At 69.6% G+C, this 15,887-nt stretch carries 15 protein-coding genes; 6 read left to right on the top strand and 9 right to left on the bottom strand.

Features of this window, described 5'->3' with window-relative positions; genetic code table 11:
* Positions 1-40: 40 nt before the first annotated feature.
* Positions 41-1,078, bottom strand: coding sequence for a conjugal transfer protein (locus AB0M51_RS02435; protein ID WP_344189724.1), 1,038 nt, complete (start codon positions 1,076-1,078; stop codon positions 41-43).
* 679 nt (positions 1,079-1,757) lie between these two features.
* Here AB0M51_RS02435 and AB0M51_RS02430 point away from each other — a divergent pair.
* Positions 1,758-2,633, top strand: coding sequence for an aldo/keto reductase (locus tag AB0M51_RS02430; RefSeq protein ID WP_344189726.1), 876 nt, complete (start codon positions 1,758-1,760; stop codon positions 2,631-2,633).
* Positions 2,634-2,783: 150 nt separating this feature from the next.
* Positions 2,784-3,173, top strand: coding sequence for a thioredoxin (gene trxA, locus AB0M51_RS02425; RefSeq protein WP_344189728.1), 390 nt, complete (start codon positions 2,784-2,786; stop codon positions 3,171-3,173).
* A gap of 31 nt (positions 3,174-3,204) precedes the next feature.
* On the opposite strand, the gene AB0M51_RS02420 is transcribed toward trxA, so the two are convergent.
* From AB0M51_RS02420 to AB0M51_RS02405, 4 genes are all read right to left on the bottom strand, one after another.
* Positions 3,205-3,951: a hypothetical protein gene (locus AB0M51_RS02420; RefSeq protein WP_344189730.1), complete on the bottom strand. Its 747-nt coding sequence runs from the start codon at positions 3,949-3,951 to the stop codon at positions 3,205-3,207.
* A gap of 72 nt (positions 3,952-4,023) precedes the next feature.
* The gene (locus AB0M51_RS02415; protein ID WP_363747771.1) at positions 4,024-4,371 is read right to left on the bottom strand and encodes a GNAT family N-acetyltransferase; all 348 of its coding nucleotides are present in this window, start codon (positions 4,369-4,371) and stop codon (positions 4,024-4,026) included.
* Positions 4,372-4,439: 68 nt separating this feature from the next.
* Positions 4,440-4,841: a VOC family protein gene (locus tag AB0M51_RS02410; RefSeq protein ID WP_344189732.1), complete on the bottom strand. Its 402-nt coding sequence runs from the start codon at positions 4,839-4,841 to the stop codon at positions 4,440-4,442.
* A gap of 217 nt (positions 4,842-5,058) precedes the next feature.
* Positions 5,059-6,324 (bottom strand): FAD-dependent oxidoreductase, encoded by a 1,266-nt coding sequence (locus AB0M51_RS02405; protein WP_344189734.1) that lies wholly within the window; start codon positions 6,322-6,324, stop codon positions 5,059-5,061.
* Positions 6,325-6,414: 90 nt separating this feature from the next.
* Here AB0M51_RS02405 and AB0M51_RS02400 point away from each other — a divergent pair, with 90 nt between their 5' ends.
* Positions 6,415-7,950: a helix-turn-helix domain-containing protein gene (locus AB0M51_RS02400; RefSeq protein ID WP_344189736.1), complete on the top strand. Its 1,536-nt coding sequence runs from the start codon at positions 6,415-6,417 to the stop codon at positions 7,948-7,950.
* Between the two features lie 218 nt (positions 7,951-8,168).
* On the opposite strand, the gene AB0M51_RS02395 is transcribed toward AB0M51_RS02400, so the two are convergent.
* From AB0M51_RS02395 to AB0M51_RS02385, 3 genes are read right to left on the bottom strand one after another with little or no spacing between them, the layout of a single operon-like run.
* Positions 8,169-9,329 carry a monooxygenase gene (locus AB0M51_RS02395; RefSeq protein WP_344189738.1) on the bottom strand — a complete coding sequence of 387 codons (1,161 nt, stop codon included), beginning with the start codon at positions 9,327-9,329 and terminating at the stop codon, positions 8,169-8,171.
* A complete protein-coding gene (locus tag AB0M51_RS02390; protein ID WP_344189740.1) occupies positions 9,326-9,838 on the bottom strand; it encodes an isoprenylcysteine carboxyl methyltransferase family protein in 513 nt (170 codons plus the stop codon). The genes AB0M51_RS02395 and AB0M51_RS02390 overlap by 4 nt, the downstream gene beginning before the upstream one ends.
* Positions 9,838-10,884, bottom strand: coding sequence for a type III polyketide synthase (locus AB0M51_RS02385; protein WP_344189742.1), 1,047 nt, complete (start codon positions 10,882-10,884; stop codon positions 9,838-9,840). Before AB0M51_RS02385 ends, AB0M51_RS02390 begins: the two co-directional genes overlap by 1 nt.
* A gap of 18 nt (positions 10,885-10,902) precedes the next feature.
* On the opposite strand from AB0M51_RS02385, the gene AB0M51_RS02380 reads away from it, so the two are divergent.
* Positions 10,903-11,709 carry a UbiA family prenyltransferase gene (locus AB0M51_RS02380; RefSeq protein ID WP_344189744.1) on the top strand — a complete coding sequence of 269 codons (807 nt, stop codon included), beginning with the start codon at positions 10,903-10,905 and terminating at the stop codon, positions 11,707-11,709.
* Between the two features lie 53 nt (positions 11,710-11,762).
* Positions 11,763-13,229 (top strand): sulfatase, encoded by a 1,467-nt coding sequence (locus AB0M51_RS02375; RefSeq protein WP_344189746.1) that lies wholly within the window; start codon positions 11,763-11,765, stop codon positions 13,227-13,229.
* Here the strand turns inward: AB0M51_RS02375 and AB0M51_RS02370 are convergent.
* Positions 13,226-14,095, bottom strand: coding sequence for a LysR substrate-binding domain-containing protein (locus AB0M51_RS02370; protein WP_344189748.1), 870 nt, complete (start codon positions 14,093-14,095; stop codon positions 13,226-13,228). The two genes, AB0M51_RS02375 and AB0M51_RS02370, sit on opposite strands and share 4 nt — an antisense overlap.
* A 124-nt stretch (positions 14,096-14,219) precedes the next feature.
* Here AB0M51_RS02370 and AB0M51_RS02365 point away from each other — a divergent pair, with 124 nt between their 5' ends.
* The gene (locus AB0M51_RS02365; protein ID WP_344189750.1) at positions 14,220-15,746 is read left to right on the top strand and encodes an MFS transporter; all 1,527 of its coding nucleotides are present in this window, start codon (positions 14,220-14,222) and stop codon (positions 15,744-15,746) included.
* The last annotated feature ends 141 nt before the right edge of the window (positions 15,747-15,887 follow it).

Below are 15,887 nucleotides of genomic sequence, written 5' to 3'. Positions count from 1 at the left end.
TCCCTTGTTGCTTCGGTCATCCGATGGCCAGTCGCTGGATTCATCCGACGGCAGCCACTTGCCATCGCTGTGCTCCGTCCGTGGCGACAGTACGCCTCAGCGTGAGCGTGTACGTCTGGTCCAGCGTGGTATCGCCCACGCCGTCCCAGGTGACGGCCGCGGTCGCCTGCCGCTCGTCGTCGTTGCCGGCGTACACCTGCCAGTCCTTGAGTTCACCGAACTTCACCGCACCGTTCAGGCTGCGGATGGTCGAGCCGGGCGCGGTCACCGCGGACACCTTGTTGTCCGACTCGGCGTACGCCGCGAAGAACGCCTCGGCGTCCTTCTCGGTCGCCGAGGTCAGGTCGTCGTCGGGCTTGCCGGACTCGGGCATGTTGGCCGGTAGCGGCGCGCGCTCGTCGGGTACGAACGTCGGCGGCCCGCTGACCACCACCCGGGCGGACGTCAGCGCGACCGGCACCGACAGCCGGTCCCAGACGACCGGGCCGGCGGTGAACGCGTTGCCGCCCTGCCGGTTGAACGTGTGCACCCGGACGCGGACGTCGACGACGGCGGTGATGCCGTTCTGGTCGGCGGTGACCTGGCCCGGGTACGCGACGTCGGCGGTCTGCTTGCCACGGCCGTTCCAGCCGGCCCGGCCGTCCAGCCCGGCCGCGAGGTCGAGGCCGACCTGCGCCGGACGGGCGTCGGGGTTGTTCTCGTCCCACGTCAGGTACGCCACGGCGTACCGGGTCGCGACCGCGCGGGCCTCGTCGGAGGGGAAGCTGCTCTGGCCGCTGACCACCGTCTGGGGCGTCCGGTTCGGGGCGATCCAGGAGCGGATCCCGCTGATCGCGGCCAGCAGCAGTACGACGACCACGAGGCCGCGGAAGAACCGTCGCGCCCAGGTGGAGAACGACGACTCGGGCTCGGTCGACCACGGCGTCTGTCCCGGTGCCAGCACCTCGCGGGGCGGGGCTCCGGGTGCGGCGTGCGCGCCGTGCGGGGAACGCTGTTTCAAACGCTCGGGCGGACGCGGTCCCGGTTGCTGCGGGGCGCTGTCCGGCGTCCGGCCGCCCGGGCGGCGGGGAGGTGCCATGACGCCACCGTTCGGCGGCGGGGTCTGGTTCTGCGGAGCGGAGTACTGCGCGGCCACCCCCTGCGCCTGGCGAGGGGTAGGGGACACCGGCCCGCCGGGGTGGGCCCACCACTCCGGCGCGGTACTCTGCGGGCGGCCCTTGCCGGGTTTCTTGGTCCGGCGCTGATCCGACCAGTGCTCACCTTTTGGCGGCAGATTCAGTACTGTTCGCCACCAACTCATCCCTACCCGCCCCTCAGACAGCAGTTACGCGGACAGTAGCCGGGAGGATACGGCACGCAACCGACCTCCGGGAGACCTGAAACCAGGATCCGGATGGTCCATCGCTCCCCGCAGCCATACTGTTACCCCGCATGCGGGCAGTGTCACCCTCGCTCCGGCACATACCGGCCAAGCGTGACACCTTCGGTACCGTCGTCATAGCTCCTCTCTCATGCCCGATCGGGTCGTCCGGGCAGCGCACACCATGCCACACGCCGCGGACAGGTTCGAAAATCCGTGCGAACAACATGGTAAAAGAACGCACCATATGATCACAGATAGTAACTGATCCGGCCACTCCGCTGTGGAAAACTCTCCCGTGGTGACGGGGTCAAAGTCGGCTGTGGACAACCGCTTGCCGACGGGCCCTCCGGGCATAAGGTCGGCAGTGTTCCCTGCTACCCCCTGGAGGACCAGGATGGAAACTCGCCGGCTGGGCAGACTCGGCCACCAGAGCTCGGTACTCATCTACGGCGCGGCCTCCCTCGGCGGCGTCGACCAGGACCGCGCCGACGCCTCGATCCAGGAAGCACTCGACGCCGGTATCAACCATTTCGACGTGGCCGCCGACTACGGCGAGGCCGAGCTCCGCCTCGGCCCGCGGATGCCTGAGATCCGGGACCGGATCTTCCTCGCCACCAAGACCGGCCGCCGGACCTTCGAGGAGGCCTGGAGCGAGATCAACCGGTCGCTCGAGCGGCTGCAGACCGACCACGTCGACCTGATCCAGATGCACGCGGTCTGCGATCTGGAGAACCTCGATCTCGTGACTGGCAAGGGCGGCTCGCTGGAGGCGGCGATCCGGGCCAAGGACGAGGGCATGGTGGGCGCCATCGGGATCACCGGCCACACCGCGCAGGCGCCGTCGGTGCACACCGAGGGGCTGCGCCGCTTCGACTTCGACAGCGTGCTGACGCCGCTGAACTACAAGCTGTCGACGGATCCGCAGTACGCCGCCGACTACGCGGCGCTGGTCGAGGCCGTGCAGGCGTCCGACGCGGCGCTGATGACGATCAAGATGATCGCCCGGCGGAACTGGGCCGACGGCGAGCAGAAGTCGTACGACACCTGGTACCGGCCGTTCGACGAGCAGCGGTACATCACCGCCGCGACCGCGTGGCTGCTGAACGGGCACCCGGAGATCACCGGGCTGGCGACGGCGGGCGAGACCCGGCTGCTGCGGCAGATGATCGTCGCGGAGCGCGACCGTTCCGGGCTGACCCCGGAGGACGCCGCCTCGATCCTCGACGAGGTGCAGGACTACGCGTCACCCTTCGTGGACATGCCGATCTGACAACGTGGCCCAGCTCACATTCGAGACTCCGCATTCCGGTCAGGTCGTACGGCGTACGAGATCGGCGTCCGTGCGCGGCCGGGGTGCGGGAACAAGTCGTGGGGCCGCCGGTGTTGACTACGGCGTACTCAACTACTTTCGGAGGTCGTAGTGGCAACGGTCGAGCTGACCCAGGACAACTTCAACGAGGTGGTCGGTGGCGACGGTCTCGTGCTGGTGGATTTCTGGGCCGAGTGGTGTGGCCCGTGCAAGATGTTCGGACCGGTTTTCGAGAAGTCGTCCGAGCAGCACGCGGACATCACGTTCGGCAAGGTCGACACCGAGGCTCAGGGTGAGCTGGCGCAGGCCTTCCAGATCAGTTCCATCCCGACCTTGATGGCGGTTCGCGACGGTGTCGTGCTGTACTCCCAGGCCGGGGCGCTCCCCGCGGCCAGCCTGGAGGACCTGATCGGCCAGCTGCGCGCGGTCGACATGGAAGAGGTCAAGGCACAGATCGCCGCCCACGAGGCGGAGCACGGCACCGAGCCGCACACGCACTGACCCAACTGAAAAAACAGTCTGAAAAGACAGTTCAGCCGATCCGGGAGTTCGCTCCGAGCTCCCGGATCTGTTGTGCCATGGCGACCCGGTCCGGGCCTTCCTGAAGCTTCGGATTGTGGTCGAGGGCCGCGAGCACCTGGTGGCGCTCGTCGGGAGTCAGCCGCCCCCACCCGCCCTGGACGAGCTTGAGCGCGTGAAACTGCTCGTTGCCGGTCAGCGGGCCGTTGATCGCGTCCAGCAGGATCGAGCTGTCGATCAGCGAGCGGTCGCCCTCCATCAGGCCGAGCGCGATCACCCGGACGACCGGTGAACCGGCCCGGAACAGCTCGGCGACCTCGTCCTTGTCGAACTTCTCCACGGCGGCCGCGTTCGCGACCCGCCGCAGGATCCGGTCGAGGATCTGGCCGCGGAGCGCGGTCAGGTCGGACTCGCGCAGCTCGGTGTAGATCGTCGCGTACGCCGAGAGCTCCTGGCGCATACCGAGCCGCTCGAGGGCGTCGGCGGTCTTCTTCGCGGACTCCGCCATCTGGCGGAGTAGATCCACCTCGAACTGCCCGAGCTTGAGCGACCGGATCCGGTCGACGATCGACGGCATGACGATCAGCAGCAGACCGGCGGCGAGGACCGTCACCAGCGGACCCTCGTCGACGCCGGTGAAGATCCCGACGAGCCCGGCGACCAGCAGCGCCGCGCCGAGCACCAGGCACAGGATCCGGCCGGCAACGTCCACGACCGGTCGAGCCTTCGCGGCCCACGCCGGCGGTTCAGTTCCGTTCATCAGCCAAAGCCTCCGTACGTCGCCGGCAGTGCAGCCGATCGTGCCCGCCCGCTCCCCCACTCGGCAACCCTGTCAGCCGGTCAGTCGTGCATCCGCCGTACGCCGCATCAGCCGCGAGGAGCCGACCTGGTCCGTGAATCCCCAGCGCCGGTAGAACGGCACCAGGTCGGGCTGACACACGAGCTCCAGGCTGCGGACGTCCGCCAGCGCGGGATGGTCGACGACGGCGTCGAGCAGTACGGCGCCGACGCCGGTGCCCCGGTGCGACTCGTCGACGATCACGTCCAGCATCAGGGCGACGTACGTGTAGTCCGTGAGGACGCGGGCGAAGCCGACCAGCTTGTCGTCGTCCAGCACGGCGAAGGCCAGGTCGGAGTTCGCGAGCAGGCGCTCGACATCGGCCGGCGTGCGGTCGCTCATCCACCACGCCGTACGCATGAGTCCTGTCAGCTCGGGAACGCGGGCAGTTGAGGTGACTGTGAGCATGGTCAGGCGTCGCGGGAGCTGAGGACGCAGAACTCGTTGCCTTCGGGGTCGGTGAGGACGGTGAAGGAGGCGTCGGCGGGCTGGCCGACGTCGGCGCGGCGGGCGCCCAGGGACTCGAGGCGGGCGATCTCGGCGTCCCGGTCCTGGCTGGTGTGTGGGGCGAGGTCGAGGTGCAGGCGGTTCTTCACCGTCTTGCCCTCGGGGACCGGCACGAAGACCATGCCGGGGCCGATCCGCTCCCACGGAACGTCCTTGAGCGAGTCTTCGTCGACCCAGCCGGGGACGTTCACACACTCGTCGTCGGTCGCGTAGATCGTCTTCCAGCCGAGCGCCTCGGCCCACCAGTCCGCCTGCTTGCGTACGTCGTGGCAGTCGACCACGACTGAGTACCACCTGAGCACCATGCCCGAACGATGGCACAGGCCGCCGACAGAAAATGAAAGAGCGGGCCCTGGGCAGGAGAAAGTCGCCAGGGCCCGCTCTTGGGGCTGACCGGAGCAGGGTGGGTGGCCGGAGGAGGCGCGGGCAGATGAGGCGCTGCCCTGAGGAGGCTCACCGAGGCTGCTCGAGGTGACGGTCAGCGGGACGGAGGGACCACGTCGTCGGGGCCCCTCCCCGTGGTCAACGCAGTGGGTCGAAGGGGCGCAGCTCCTCCGGGGTGCGGCCGGTGGTGATGGTCTCGGCCAGCAGCCGGCCGGTGATCGGGCCGAGCGTGATACCCCACATGCCGTGCCCGCCGGCGGCGAACACCCGCGGCGAGGCGGTGGCGCCGATCAGCGGCAGGCCGTCCGGCGTACAGGGCCGCGGGCCGACCCACTCGAAGGTCCGCGCGTCCAGGTCGGCGTCCCGGAGCAGCGGCCGGGCGGCGTCGACGATCGCGTCGATCCGGCGCGGGTCGAGCTTCGCCTCGGGCTTGCGGAACTCCATCATCCCGGCCACCCGCAGCCGGTCGCCGAGCGGCGTGCAGGCGATCCGCTGTGCCGGGAAATACACCGGGCCGGCCGGTACGTGCGCCATCGGCACGCTGAAGCTGTACCCGCGGCCCGCCTGGACGACGGTCCGGACGCCGAACTGCTTGGCCAGGTCGGTCAGCCAGGCGCCGGTCGCCATCACGACCGCGTCGAACGGATCGGTCTCGCCGTCCGCGGTGACCAGCCGGACGCCGCGGATCTCGTCGACGATGTCCTTGACCACGATGCCGCTGATGATCTGGCCGCCGCGGGCGATCACCGAGTCGGCGAGCAGGTTCACGTACTCGCCCGGGTTGATGAAACGCTGACCGTGCAGCCGGATCGCGGCGCCGATCGCGTCGGACAGCGAAGGCTCGATCTCGCGGGCGTCGTCGCCGCTGATCGCCTCGAACTCGATGCCCTGGCCGGCGGCGTGGATCTGCTCGATCTCCTCGAGCAGCACCTTGCGCTCCTCGACCGTCCGGTAGGCGGCCAGGAACGACTTGGCCTCGTGGGTCTGCGCCTGGACACCGGCGTCGGCCAGGAAGTCGAAAGCGGCCAGCGACTGCCGGTTGATCGGGACCAGCGCGTCCATCGCGGTCTTCCAGCGTCCGGCGGTGCTGTTGCGAGCGAAGCGGGTGAGGAACTTGAGGAGCCGCGGGCTCGCGGTCGGCGGGACATACACCGGTGAGGCAGGGCTCAGCACCGCACGGACGCCGTACTTGAGGACCGCCGGTTCCGGCAGCGGCGTGGCCAGGCCGGGGGTCAGCCAGCCGGCGTTGCCCCAGGACGCGCCGGCGGCGACGCCCTCCCGGTCGAGCACGGTCACCTCGACACCGGCCTCCTGGAGGAACCAGGCGGTCGCCAGGCCGACCATGCCCGCGCCGACGACGGCGACGCGATCCGGGACGAGGTGAGTGGAACCAACTGTGGTCATGTATCGATGGTGCGGGCGGTACCAGCGTCTGTCATGGTGCGATCACACCATTGCCGAGACAAATGACTGTGCTCAGAGCACAATAACCTCATGATCTCCTCGTCCGATCTGATCGTCGCCGTCGGCCCAGCACTGTTCGAGGTCGTGGTGCCCGGCAAGGGCGACAGCGAGATCCGGGACGTGTTCCTGGCCGACCCGCAGGAGCCGGCGACCGGTCAGCCGGGCGACCTGGTGCTCGGACTCGGTCTGCGCGACGCAGAGGACGCTGTGGAACTCGTAGAGCGCTGTGCGGCTGGAAACGCGTCAGGTGTGGTTCTACGTACGGCGTTGGCACACGAGCCGGCTGTTGTCGCGGCCGCGGAGCGGGAGGCCATGACACTCGTAGCACTGCAGCCGAGCGTCACCTGGGCGCACGTGGTCTGGCTGTTGCGTGGTGTGCTCGACAGGGCCGCCGCACCGGACTCCCCTGCCGCTGGCGACGCCGGCGTACACCAGGAGCTGTTTGCTCTGGCTGACGCGGCTGCTGCGATCGTCGACGCGCCTGTGACGATTGAAGACAACCAGTCGCGCGTACTGGCGTACTCGTCGGGGCAGGACTTCACTGACCCCGCCCGGGTGTCGACCATTGTCGGTCGGCGGGTGCCGCCGGAGGTCATCGCCCATTTCCGGGCCCGCGGCATCTTTCGGCGGCTGGCCAGGTCCAGTGAACCGTTCCTGGTACCCGACGGGCCCAACGGGATCCGTCCGCGGCTCGTCGTACCTGTACGAGCTGGTGGTGAGTGGCTGGGGTCCATCTGGGCCGTTGTGGACGGTCCCGTGAGCGAGGCAGTCACTACCGAGCTCAGCAACGCTGCGTCGGTGCTGGCGTTGCACCTCTTGCGGCTGCGGGCACAGGCCGACGTAGCACGCAGGAGCGCGATTGACAGGCTGCGGACGGTACTGCGGCAGTTCTCGCCGGACAACCCGGTCGACGTACGGCTGCCACGACAGCCGTGGCGGGTGGTGGCCCTCGGGTCGCCGGACGGGTACGACGTACCGCAGCAGCTGGACCTGTGGGAGTCGACGGGACGTCGGCACGGGTGGAGTGAACCGCAGCTGGCCGATCTGGATGGGACCGTGCTGGCGGTCGTCACGGACGCAGACGGACCCGGGTCGTGGAACTGGCTGCAGAAGCTGGTGGTCGAGTCACCCGGCACGTATGCGGCCGCGGGCGGCCCGGCGCGGGGGCCGGCTGATCTGCCGAGTTCACGTGCCGAGGCGGTTGAGCTGCTGGGACTGGTACGGCGCGGGGTGGCACCCGGGCCGGCGTTGCGCGTGGAGCAGGCGTGGCACGTGCTGACGGTGCATCGGGCGGTGACGTCGCTTGATACCACCAAGATGGATGGTCCGCTGGCGACGTTGCTGCGGCACGACATCGAGCACGACACCGGGTACGTCGAGACGTTGCAGGCGTGGCTGGATTTCCCGGGGCAGCCGCAGCGGGCGGCGCGGGAGCTGCACTTGCACACGAACACCTTGCGGCACCGGATGAAGCGGATCGGGGAGATCGCGGAGCTGGATCTCTCGGATCCGCGGGAGCGGTTGGCGTTGCAGTTGCAGATCGCCGCCGTACGGACCGAGCACTGAGATCGGCACTGAGATCTAGGCCACAGGCCTGTGTAACAAGGCTTCACATTCCGGCAACTGTTGGGCAACATCCGACTGACAGAGTCTTCCTTGTCAGCCGGTCCGGCCTTTCACCAGGAGGCCGGAAGGGCTGCGGGTCCGAGCTTTTCACCAGGAAGCTCGGCCCCACCACAGGCCCGGCGACCGTCTGAGCGATCGCCGGGCCTGTGGCACGTTGCCTAGGACAACCGGTTGACGATTGTGCGGTAGAGGGTCGGTAGCCGGGCGGCGGTTGGGACGATGTGCGGAGCGAGCAGGCGGCGGTTGCGGGACCAGAGCAACGATGCGGTGAGCAGGCGGCACTCCCAGGAGACGCGGCGGTAGGCGGCGTCGTAGTCCTGCGGGCGGTCGGCGCGGAGGCAGTCGACCAGTTCGGCGGAGGTACGGAGGGCGACCGCGATGCCTTCGCCGGTGAGCGCGTCGACGTACCCGGCGGCGTCGCCGACCAGGAGTACGCGGCCGGCGGTGCGGGTGCGGACGCGCTGGCGGAGCGGGCCGGCGCCGAGGACGGCGGTTGCCGGTCGGGCGGTGCGCAGCCGGCGCCTCAGGGCGGGGAACGCGTCGAGATGCGAGTCGAAGGTGCCGCGGGCCGAGGTGAGCACGGCCACGCCGACCAGGTCGTCCGCTACGGGAGTTACGTAGGCCTCCCCCAGGCGTGACCAGTACACCTCCACAAGATCCGTCCACGGGGCGACGGTGAAGTGCCGCCGCAGTCCGCGCCGCACGGCGCCGGGAGCGCCGTGCGGCGCGTGTTGGAAGAGGCGGCCGAGCGAGTTGAAGGGGTTTGGAGAGGCGGGCCCGGCCGAGGAGGCGTTGGGCGGCGGGTGGTTGGTGGGCGGGTGGTTGAGGCCGAGTTGGCGGCGGATGGGTGAGTGGAGGCCGTCGGCGGCGGCTAGGTAGCGAGCGGTGAGGCCGGCGGCTGTTACCGAGGTTGTGGTCTGGGTGATGGGGCCTACGCGGGACCGGATGACGGGGATGTCCAGTGCGGCCAGGCGAGCGGCGAGGGCTGATTGGAGGGCGGTACGCCGTACTCCGCGGCCCGGGCCGCTCGTGAAGCGCGCGTCTACCGAGTGGGTGTCGTCGAGGTAGCGGATGCCGTGGAAGGGGCGGCCGGGGACATCCACGCCCAAGCGGATGAGGTAATCGACCGCGCTGTGCGCGATGCCTTCGCCGCAGGCCTTGTCGATCGGGGCAGTACGTGGCTCGACGACCACGACCGACAGGCCGGCGAGGGCGGCCCGGATCGCGGTCGCCGCGCCCGCCGGGCCGGCACCGGCCACCAGCAGGTCGACGTCCGGCCGCGGCGAGCCCGCACGGGCCGCCGGCGTTGGTCGGCTCACGCGACCAGGGTCGAGTTGAGGGCGGCTTCCTCGGTGCGGATGCGGACGGCCAGGAGCGGGATGTTGAGGACGGTGAAGATCAGCGCGGTGAGCCACGCGGTGTGGACCAGCGGTAGCGCGATCCCCTCGGCGACGACGGCCACGTAGTTCGGGTGCCGCAGCCAGCGGTACGGGCCGCGGGCAACGAGCTTCAGGCCGGGTACGACGATCACGCGGGTGTTCCACTGATGACCGAGCACCGTGATGCACCACCACCGCAACCCCTGCGCCAGCAGCACCACCGCGAACATCGTCCACCCGAGCCACGGCACGAACGACCGATGCGCCGCCTCCGCCATACACGCCCCAAGCAACAACGTGTGCAACGCCACCATGAACGGGTAGTGCCCCCGCCCCACCTCCACCCCGCCCCGGGAGAAGCTCCAGCGTGCGTTCCGCAGCGACACCACGAGTTCCGCCACGCGCTCGGCGGCGACCAGCAGCACCAGTCCGACGTACCAGCCGTACATCACCACTCCATCAAGACGAGCTCGGAACAGAAACCAGGACCCATCGCCAGCAACACCCCGGGCCCGGACGGACCCAACCGCATCGTGTCACCGAGCACGTGCAGCACCGACGACGACGACAAGTTGCCCACCGCATCGAGCGACTTCCACGTCAGCTCCAACGCCCCCGGCTGCAACTCCAGCGTCTCCGCGACCGCCTCGAGCACCTTCGGCCCGCCCGGATGACTCACCCAGGTGCCGATGTCCGCGACGCTCAACCCGTGGTCACCGAGGAACCCGCGCACATCCGAACCCAGGTAGGTCCGGACCACATCCGGTACGTCGGCCCCGAGCACGATCCGGAATCCGCCCGCGCCGACGTCCCACCCCATCACCCGCTCCGAATCCGGGTACAGCCGCGATCTGGTGGCGACCACCGACGGCCCCGACGCCGAAGGATGCTCCGAACCCGTCATCACCACCGCCGCCGCGCCGTCCCCGAACAACGCCCCGCCGACCAGGTTCGGCAAGGAGGCGTCGTCGCGCTGCAACGTCAACGAGCACAACTCCACCGACAGCAGTACGGCGACGTGCGACGGCCAGGCGGTCAGGTAGTCGTGCAGCCGCGCGATCCCGGCCGCTCCCCCGACGCATCCCAGCCCGAACAACGGCAGCCGCTTCACGTCGTCCCGCAGCCCGAGCCGCAACGCCACCCGCGCGTCGATCGACGGCGCCGCCACTCCGGTCACCGTGGTGAACATCAGTACGTCGACGTCGTCCAGCGTCAGGCCCGCGTCCTTCACCGCGCCCGCGACGGCCTCCGCGCCGAGGTCCACCGCGGTCGCGATCCACGCGTCGTTCGCGGTGCCGAAGTCGTCGAGTACGGCGTACTCCTCCAGCGGCAGCGCGAGATGCCGGTACGACACGCCCGCGTTGGCGTGCAGCCGGCGCAGCAACGCGGTACCGCGCCCGTCCGGGAGGCACATCGCGGCGACCGCCTCGGTCAGCGAGGTCTGCGGATACCGGTACGGCGGCAGCGCGGGGCGGACCGCTGCGATCCGCGTCATCGTGGCATCGTTACGTCGGTGAGGACCGTACTCAGAGGTCTCGCTCTCGCGTGCCACCCGGGGCCGACCGTCGCCGTCACCGCGCTGGTCACGGCCGTCGCGTGGTCGGCCGGGCGAAGTCCGGCCGGGTGTCTCCTGGTAGCAGCAACGATCCTCACCGGCCACCTCTCGATCGGCTGGAGCAATGACGCGATAGATGCCGCCCGCGACACCATTGTGAACCGCCGGGACAAGCCCGTGGTGCGCGGACTGGTGAGTCGCCGGACGCTGGCGATCGGTGCCGGCGTCATGCTGGTGATCACCGTTCCCGTCTCTCTCGCGAACGGATTCGCGGCCGGACTGGTTCATCTCGGGTTCGTCGCCTGCGCCTGGGCGTACAACCTCGGCCTGAAATCGACCGTGGTCTCCTGGCTGCCGTACGCCGTCGCGTTCGGCGGGCTGCCCTCGTTCGTGACGCTCGGCACCGCACGGGTGTGGGCGCCGTGGTGGGCGACCGCGGCCGGTGCCCTTCTCGGGATCGGTGCCCACCTGGCAAACGTCGTACCGGACCTCGCCGACGACCTGGCCACCGGAGTGCGCGGCTGGCCGCAGCGGCTCGGCCGGTACGCCCGGCTGGTCGCGCCGCTCCCGCTGGCGGCGGCGACCGGGCTGCTGGTGATCGCCCCGGCCGGCCCGATCGGGGCCGTCGCATGGGTCGCGCTGGCGGTGGTCGCCGCGCTGCTGGCCGTCATCCTGGTGTGGCGGAACGCGCCGTTCCTGGTCACGATCGCGATCGCTGCCGTGAGCATCGTTTCGCTGGTACTGCGCGGGCACGCGCTGGTCTGACCTTCAGCGACTCTTCAGGTGCAGATCGCCGCATCGTGTTTACGGTGAAATACATGCTCTTCCGACGAATGATCGCCGTCGTACTCGCGCTGCTGCTCACCGGTTGCTCCAAACCGGCCGAGCCGGCCCAGCCGGCCGTCAAGCCGACGCATCCGAACATCGTGTTCGTGCTGACAGACGATCTCTCGATGAATCTGCTGCAGTACATGCCACAGGTCCAGGAGCTGGCCAAGGACGGCGCGTCGTTCAGCAACTACACGGTCACCGACTCGCTCTGCTGCCCGTCACGGTCGTCGATCTTCACCGGCAAGTTCCCGCACGACACCGGCGTCTTCACCAACGGCGGGAAGGACGGCGGGTTCAAGGTCTTCCACCAGCGGCAGAACGAGGACTCGACGTTCGCGACCGCGCTGCAGAAGGCGGGCTACCACACCGCGATGATGGGCAAGTACCTGAACGGCTACCAGCCGGACGGTACCGTCGACGGCCGGCAGAACTATGTACCTCCGGGCTGGAACGACTGGTACGTCGCCGGCAACGGGTACAACGAGTACAACTACACGCTGAACGCGAACCATCAACTCGAGAAGCACGGGAAGGCGCCCAGCGACTACCTGACCGACGTACTCGCCGGGAGGGCCCGCGACGTGATCAGCAACGCCAAACAGCCGTTCTTCCTGGAGATCGCGACGTTCGCGCCGCACGGCCCGTACACGCCGGCGCCGCAGGACAAGAGCAAGTTCCCGGGACTGAAGGCTCCGCGCGACGCGTCGTACGACAAGCTGCCCGCGAACGCGCCACCGTGGCTGGCCAAGCATCCCGCGCTGACGCCGAAGCAGCAGAAGGCGCTCGACAAGGCGTTCCGGAAGCGCGCGCAGGCGGTGCAGTCGGTCGGCCGGATGATCGGCTCGCTGCGTGACACGCTGGAGAAGACCGGTGCCGCGGACAACACCGTGGTGGTGTTCAGCTCCGACAACGGCTACCACCTCGGTGAGCACCGGCTGACGGCGGGCAAGCAGACCGCGTTCGAGACCGACGTCCACGTTCCGCTGGTGATGGCCGGGCCGGGGATCAAGGCGGGTACGACGCTGCCGCAGCCGGCGCAGAACATCGACCTCGCGCCGACGTTCGAGACCCTCGCCGGGCTCACCCCCGCACCGGGCGTCGACGGCCGCTCGCTGACGTCGCTGTTCAGCGGTACGCCGCCGTCGGACTGGCGTACGGCGAGTCTCGTCGAGCACCACGGGCCGGACATCGATCCGAAGGACCCTGATTACCCCAAGAAGGGCAGCGGCAACCCGACGACGTACGAGGCGCTGCGGACGGCCACGGCGACGTACGTCGAGTACTCGGACGGGACGGTGGAGTACTACGACCGCTCGAAGGACCCGCTGCAGCTGAACAACACGGCAGCCTCGCTGCCGGCTGCACGGAAGGCGCAGCTCCACAAAGCTTTACAAGCACTGAAGGCGTGTCACGGCGAAGCCGCCTGCACGCAAGCCGGCCGCATGACCGGCTAACCCGCCTCCGGTTTGAGGGGAGCGTTGCTGCCGAGGATCGCCGCTGTCAGGGCTTCGGCCGGTTCCTTGGCGGCGCGGGGGTTCGTGATCAGGACGAGGTCGATCGTGGGGAGCTCGGGGAGGCCGGCGCTGGGTGGGGGTTCGACCAGGTCGGCGGGCATCAGCGAGCGGGCGAAGATCGCGATCCCCAGCCCGGCCCGGACCGCCGCCAGTACGCCGTTCACGCCGCGGACGATGCAGGTGATCCGGCAGGTCCGGCCCGCCTGCTCGATCGCCTGGACGCCGAGTGACCGGCTCAGCGACGGCGCCTGGTACGTGACCAGCGGCACCGGCCCGTCCGGCGCGATCCGGGTCCCCGAGATCCCGCCCCAGACCAGCGAGTCCCGGCGTACCAGCCGCCCGTTCGGCTCGTAACCGCCGCCGCCGTGCTTCACGTACGCGAGGTCGAGGTGCCCGGACTCGACCCGGCGGAGCAGGTTCGGGCTCTGCGCCACGGTCAGCTCCAGGTCGATCCGCGGATACAGCTGGCGGAAGTCGCGGAGGATCTTCGGCAGCGGCGTCAGCGCCAGGTCGTCGGTGACGCCGAACCGCAGCCGGCCGCGGAGCTCGGAGCCGGTGAAGTACCCGGCGGCCTCCTCGTGGGCGGCCAGGATGGTCCGCGCGAACCCGGCCATCGCCTCACCGTCCGCGGTCAGCGTGACAGTGCGGGTGTCACGGACGAACAGCGGACGCCCGACCGCCGTCTCGAGTTTCCGCACGTGCTGGCTGACCGTCGGCTGCCGGATCCCCAGCCGCTCCGCCGCCTGGGTGAAGCTGAGCGACTGCGCGACCGCCAGGAACGTCCGGAGCTGGTCCGGGTCGTACATCGATGCACCTCCCATTACGTCACGCAATAAGACTAATAGGAGTAATTCGTTGGGGGAATCCAGCGTCCACCCCTGAGGATGGAGGGGTCCTCCCCTGACCAGTCCAATCGCGTAGGGATCGCTCTTGACCACCCGGGCCACCGGTACTGTCCCGTCCACCGACTTCCACCTCCACCGCCCCACCGACTCGACCAAACTCCGGGAGACGCAGGCGCGCCGCCCCGGATTCAAGGACACCTTCAGCGCGCTGCGGGTCCGCAACTTCCGCCTCCTGGTCAGCGGGCTGCTGGTCAGCTCCACCGGCGGCTGGATCCAGCGCATCGCCCAGGACTGGCTGGTGCTCACGCTCACCGGCAGTGCCACCGCGGTCGGCATCACGACCGCGCTGCAGTTCCTCCCCACGCTGGTCCTCGGGCTGTACGGCGGCGTGATCGCGGACCGCTTCCCGAAGCGGAAGATCCTGCTGGTCACGCAGGTCACGATGGGGACCTGCGCCGGCATCCTCGCGCTGACCGCCTTCACCGGCAGCGTCCAGGTCTGGCACGTCTACACGATGGCCTTCGTGCTCGGTCTCGCGACCGCTGTCGACAATCCGACGCGGCAGTCGTTCGTCACCGAACTCGTCCCGCGGGACACGGTGCGGAACGCGATCAGCATGGTGTCGTCGACGTTCCAGCTCGGCAGCCTGATCGGCCCGGCGCTCGGCGGCGTACTGCTCGGCACGATCGGGGCCGGGTGGGCGTTCGCGCTCAACGGGCTGACGTTCTTCGCCTCGATCAGCGCGCTGCTGCGGATGCGGGAGAGCGAGATGCCCGGATTCCACGCCGCGCGGAAGGCCAGCGCCGGGCTGCGGATCCGGGACGGGCTGCGGGACGGGGTCCGGTACGCGTTGGACGAGCCGGCTGTGCGGTGGGCGATCGCGCTCGTGGGGATCTACGGGATGTTCACGATCAGCCTGCCGGTGACGCTGACGGCGTTCGCCGACCGGGTGTTCCACACCGGCGCTTCGGGGTACGGCGTACTGAACTCGGTGGTCGCGTTCGGGGCGCTGGCAGGGGCGCTGCTGTCAGCGCGACGGGTGCGGCCGACGCGGCTGCGGAACCTGATCGGGATCGCGTGCCTGCTGACGGTCACCGAGGTGCTGGCGGCGATCCAGCCGTCGCTGTGGACCTTCATCCCGGTGCTCGCGTCGATGGGGATGGCGACGCTGATGTTCCTCACCGCGGCGCAGTCGATGGTCCAGTTGACCACGCCGGACGGCCTGCGCGGGCGGGTGTCCGGGATCTACAACCTGGTCTTCATCGGCGGCGGCGCGATCGGCGGGCCGATGGTCGGGTTCCTCGCCCAGCACTTCGGGGCCCGGTCCGCGCTGCTGCTCGCCGGGCTGGTCCCGGCGATCGCCACGGTCGCGATCGGTCTGCGGCTGCGCCGGGACGGGCAGTTCCGCCTGATCCTCGTCCGCACCCGCTCCCCGTGGCACCAGGTCCCGATCCGCCTCAACCTGCAGCAGACCGAGATCCAGCTCTCGACCCCGAAGAGCAGCACGCTCCCGCGGACCTCCCGTCCGTTCCCCCTCGGCCGGAGGCAGCACGCGCGGATGGACTCCCACCTCCGGCCAGCCCGCACGCGGCGCCGCCCACAACACCACTAGAACAGAACGCCGCGCCGCCGCCCTGCGGGCGACGGCCCGGCGTGTGGAGCGGGTGGGGTGGGGGAGAAGGAAGCGCCGGTGCGGCGGGGTTCAACTAGGTTCCTGGGGCGGAGCGGAGTGGCTGCCTTCCACGGCTCGGCT

The sequence above is a fragment of the Kribbella sp. NPDC051137 genome (assembly GCF_040682535.1).
Taxonomy (GTDB): Bacteria; Actinomycetota; Actinomycetes; order Propionibacteriales; family Kribbellaceae; genus Kribbella; species Kribbella karoonensis.
The sequence above is the reverse complement of the archived record's forward strand: the minus strand, read 5'-3'. Positions and strand labels throughout refer to the sequence as shown.